The sequence below is a fragment of the Mesorhizobium sp. M1E.F.Ca.ET.041.01.1.1 genome, from assembly GCF_003997355.1.
GTDB lineage: Bacteria > Pseudomonadota > Alphaproteobacteria > Rhizobiales > Rhizobiaceae > Mesorhizobium.
The window spans coordinates 1-4,915 of the sequence record NZ_RZSL01000473.1 but is presented as its reverse complement, the minus strand read 5'-3'; the positions used below and the strand labels follow the sequence as shown (position 1 = coordinate 4,915).

The following is a 4,915-nucleotide window of genomic DNA, read 5'->3' as shown; positions in this document are numbered from 1 at the left end:
CCCACGCACACGCTCGCCTGGGCCGCCTGGTGTATCGCCAGGCTCGGAGGCTGGAACGGCTACGAAAAGGAACGCCCGCCAGGGCCCATCACCTTCACCCACGGCCTCAGACGCTTCAACGCCATCACACACGGCTTCGTTCTGGCCTCGCAAAAATGAGCCCGAAGCAAATGTGTGCGCACGCTAGCCCATAAGGGGAGAAGGAGAGGGGCTACGCCAGCGTGCGCTCCACGATATCCCGCAGATCGGCCGAGAGGTTCTCGACGTTCGCGATTTGCAGCAGCGCCTGCCTTGCCTTGTCCTGCCGGATCGGTTCCAGCGAGCGCCAGGACCGCATCGCCGTCGCCAGCCTTGCCGCCACCTGCGGGTTGCGCTTCTCGACCTCCAGCACGGTCTCGGCGAACAAGCGGTAGCCTTGGCCGTCGGCGCGATGGAAGCCGGTCTGGTTGGCGCTGGAGAAGGTGCCGATCAGCGAGCGCACCCGGTTCGGATTGGCGATCGAGAAGGCGGGATGCCGCATCAGCGCGCGCACCGTCTCGACGGTCCGCGGGCCGGGCACGCCGGCCTGGATCTGGAACCATTTGTCTAGCACCAGCGCATCGCCCCGATATCTGGCCTCGAAGCTTGCCAGCGCTTCCTCCGCCTCGGGAGAGCCGTCATGGCGGTGCGCCAGCACGGTGAGCGCCGCCGCGCGATCCGTCATGTTGGTTGCCGCGCGGAAATGCGCCGCGGCAAGTGCCGTGCCCTCGGGCAGCAGCGAAAGGTAATCGAGCAGGGTGTTGCGCAGCGCCCGCCGCCCGGCGCTCGCCGCGTCGGGGGTGAATGGACCCTTGTCGGCGAGGCTGTCGTAGAGGCCTGAGAAGCTCTCACGATTCGCCTCGGCGATTGTCCGCGCCAGCGCCTCGCGGGCGGCGAAGACGGCGTCCGGATCGATGCCCTTGCCGATATCGCGGGCAATGTCGGCCTCGCCGGGCAGCGACAAGGCCAGCGCCCGGTAGGCCGGCTCCAGGGTCTCGTCGCCGGCGATTCGGCCGGCAAGGTCGGCGAGCTTTTGTGCAAAGGCCGGCTCCTTGCCGCCCAGCACCTGACGGAAGGCAGCAATCAGCGCGTCGGTGAGCAGCGTGTTGAACGCCTGCCAGCGCGAGAAGGAGTCGCTGTCATGGCTGGCGAGGAAGAACTGGTCGTCGGCCTTCTGCTGCACCGAGAGCGTAATCGGCGCCGAGAAGCCGCGGTTGAGCGACACCGAAGGCCGTTCCGCAACCCCCGAGAAGCGCACTGTGTGCCGCCGCTTGCGGACATGGATAACACCGTCCTCGACGGCGGCGCCCTCGACGCTTTGCCAGGCTGCGGGCTTGCCGCCGGCGCCGACCAGGCCGAAGGCCAGCGGAATATGCATCAGCCGCTTGCGGCTTTCCGACGGTGTCGGCGGCACCGACTGTTCGATCTCCAGCGTGAAGGCCTTGGCCGCGGCATTGTAGGAGGAACCGACCGTCAGGTTCGGCGTGCCGGCCTGGTGATACCAGAGCGCGAATTGCGCGAGGTCTCGCCCCGACACATCCTCGAACACCTTGAGGAAATCCTCGATGGTCGCGGCCTCGCCGTCATGCCGCTCGAAATAGAGGTCCATGCCGGCGCGGAAGGTCTCCGGCCCCAGAATGGTGCGGATCATGCGCACCACTTCCGAGCCCTTCTCGTAGACGGTCGCCGTGTAGAAGTTGTTGATCTCTCGGTAACGGCGCGGTCTCACCGGATGCGCCAGCGGCCCCTGGTCCTCAGGGAATTGGTGCGCGCGCAGCGTGCGCACCTCGGCGATGCGCTTCACCGCCCGCGAACGCTGGTCGGCCGAAAATTCGTGGTCGCGGTAAACCGTCAGCCCTTCCTTCAGGCAGAGCTGGAACCAGTCGCGGCAAGTGATTCTGTTGCCGGTCCAATTGTGGAAATACTCATGCGCGATGATCGCTTCGATATTGGCGAAGTCGGCATCGGTCGCGGTCTCCTCGTCGGCCAGCACATATTTGTCGTTGAAGATGTTGAGGCCCTTGTTCTCCATCGCGCCCATGTTGAAGTCGGACACCGCGACGATGTTGAAGACGTCGAGGTCGTATTCGCGGCCGAAGGCGTCCTCGTCCCATTTCATCGAGCGCTTCAGCGCGTCCATCGCGTAGCCGGCGAGGTGCTCCTTGCCGGGCTCGACATAGATGCCGAGCTCGACCTCGCGGCCGGACAGGGTGGTGAAGCTGCCGGCCACCTTGCCGAGCGCACCCGCCACCAGCGCGAAGAGATAGGAGGGTTTCGGAAAGGGGTCATGCCAGACTGCATAGTGGTGGCCGCCGGCCAGCGTGCCGCTTTCGACAGGATTGCCGTTGGAAAGCAGCAGCGCTGCTTCGTTGTGCGGGGCCTCGATGCGAACAGTGTAGACCGACAGGATATCGGGCCGATCGAGGAAATAGGTGATGCGGCGGAAGCCCTCGGCCTCGCATTGCGTGCAATAGACATTGTTGGACCGGTAGAGGCCCATCAGGGCTTCGTTGTTGGCCGGCGCGATCTCGGTATCGAGGCGAAGCTCGAAGCTTTGCGCAGCCGGCGGCTTTGCAATGGTCAGTTGGTCCGGCGTCGCCTGATAGTCCGAGGGCGAGAGCACATGCCCATCGATGGCAATGCCAAGCAGCGTCAGCCCGTCGCCGTCGAGCACCAGCGGCGCCGACGCCGCGACGCCTTCGCGCCGCTCGATGGTGAGCACGGCGGTGACGCGGGTCGCATCCGGCGACAGGCGGAAATCGAGACTGGTCCGCGGAATGAGATAGTCGCTGGGGCGATAGTCTTCGAGCTTGAAGACATGGCCGGTATCGGTGCGCATTCCGCTGGTTTTCCTGTCGATTTTCGGGCGGGCAGCGGGGTTGCTGGCCCAAGAATTTTGAAGTCCGCGCTCTTTACACGAAACGGTCACTCGACAAAACTGCGCCGGGGTCTATTTCCGGGCTTCGTTTCCGACCATCGTCACGAGGCAAGATGACCGTCGATCATGCCGTCGGCCACGACACGCTGCGCGGCATTGCGCTCAAGATCGTCTCCGTGGCGGTCTTCGTCGGCATGCAGACCTGCATCAAGGCTGCCGGCGACGTGCCCGCCGGGCAGATCGTCTTCTTCCGCTCCTTCTTCGCCATTTTCCCGATCATCGCCTTCCTGGCATTCAAGGGAGAGTTGGCCACGGCATTCACGACGAAACGGCCGTTCAACCATATCGCGCGCGGCCTCGTCGGAGTCGGCGCCATGGGGCTCGGTTTCTTCGCGCTGACCAGGCTGCCGCTGCCAGAGGCGATCACGCTGAACTATGCCCAGCCGCTGCTGGTGGTGGTGTTCTCCTCGGTCTTCCTCGGCGAGACGATCCGCGTCTATCGCTGGAGTGCGGTCGCCGTCGGCCTCGTCGGCGTGCTCATCATTTCCTGGCCGGAACTGACGCTGTTGAATTCCGACGAGGCGCTGGACGACCAGGAGGTGCTGGGCGTCATGGCGGCCTTGATCGCCGCGGCAATCTCGGCCGTCGCCATGCTTCTGGTGCGCAATCTCGTGCAGACCGAGAAGACGGCGACCATCGTGCTCTGGTTCTCCTCGACCGCGAGCGTGCTGGCGCTGTTCACATTGCCTTTCGGCTGGCAGGCGCTGACACCGATGCAAGCCGCGTTGCTCGTCGTGGCCGGCTTCTGCGGCGGGCTCGGCCAGATCCTGATGACATCCGCCTACCGCCATGCCGAGGCGTCCGTCGTGGCGCCGTTCGAATACACCTCGATGATCCTTGGCGTCGTAGTCGGCTATTTCGTCTTCGGCGACGTGACATCGCTCAATACGCTTGTAGGCGGCGTGATCGTGGTCGCCGCCGGCATCTTCATCATCTGGCGCGAACGGCAACTCGGGCTTGAGCGCACGCGGACGCGAAGAGCGACGCCGCCGCAGGGGTGATCTGTTTCAAGAAGGAAACCTCAAAGGCCGAGTTCCTTCACACCCCCCTCTGTCCTGCCGGACATCTCCCCCGCAAGGGGGGAGATTGGATGTCGCCTTGGCTTTCGCCAATCGCCGACGTTGCAGGAAGAGCGCCCGTCGGCAAAGCTGCTGATCTTCCCCCTTGCGGGGGAGATGGCCGGCAGGCCAGAGGGGGGTGCTGTCCCTCGGACCTTTCTGTTTGAGCTATCGAGAGCTCGGCTCCTTCGCCAGCCGCAGCAGCACCGTTCGCGTCTGCTCGTCGGCCGGGAAGAAAGATTCGATCGCCAGTTCCGACAGCGTGACGTCGAGCGGCGTGCCGAACACTGTGATCGTGCTGATGAAAGACAGCACAGTGTCGTCATGCGCGAGCCTGAGCGGATGCACGATGCCGCTCGGCTCGACCGGCGCCGGCCGGCTGCTTTTCAGGCCGGACGGATAGGCGCGCAACTCTTTCTCCAGGTCGATCAGCACGGGGTCGCCGGTGGCGTCGTTCTGGTGTTTCAGGCGCTCGAGCAGATGCGCGCGCCATTCCGCCAGGTTGACGATGCGTGGCGCGACACCGCCCGGATGCAGGCTCAGCCTCAGCACATTGACCGGCGGCTTGAGCAGCGACGGCTCGGAAACATCGGCGAGGAATGGGCCGATCGCGGCGTTGGCGGAAACGAGGTTCCAGTGCCGGTCGACCGCGAGCGCAGGGAAGGGTTCGTGCCCTCGGAGCACTGTCTCGACCGCGGCAAGTGCCGGCGCCAGCGTCGCATCGCTCAGCGGCCTTTCGCTGAAGCTCGGCGCGAAGCCGGCCGCGAGCAGCAATTGGTTGCGTTGGCGCAGAGGAATGGAGAGCTGTTCGGCCAGATGCAGCACCATCTCGCGCGACGGCTGGGCGCGGCCGCTTTCGACGAAGGAGAGATGCCGCTGCGAGATATCGGCCTCCATGGCG

The 4,915-nt window shown here is 65.0% G+C and carries 3 protein-coding genes; 1 reads left to right on the top strand and 2 read right to left on the bottom strand.

Annotation, left to right across the window (positions count from 1 at the left end; all coding sequences use genetic code 11):
* Window positions 1–211: 211 nt before the first annotated feature.
* On the bottom strand, window positions 212–2,857 hold the full coding sequence (pepN, locus tag EOA38_RS28105) for an aminopeptidase N (RefSeq protein WP_127300755.1): 2,646 nt from the start codon (window positions 2,855–2,857) through the stop codon (window positions 212–214).
* Window positions 2,858–3,009: 152 nt separating this feature from the next.
* Between pepN and EOA38_RS28100 the strand changes: the two genes are divergently transcribed.
* Window positions 3,010–3,957, top strand: coding sequence for a DMT family transporter (locus tag EOA38_RS28100; protein ID WP_127300754.1), 948 nt, complete (start codon window positions 3,010–3,012; stop codon window positions 3,955–3,957).
* A gap of 225 nt (window positions 3,958–4,182) precedes the next feature.
* Here EOA38_RS28100 and EOA38_RS28090 read toward each other — a convergent pair.
* Window positions 4,183–4,915 (bottom strand): helix-turn-helix transcriptional regulator (locus EOA38_RS28090; RefSeq protein WP_145966097.1); only part of this gene is annotated, 733 nt, incomplete at its 5' end.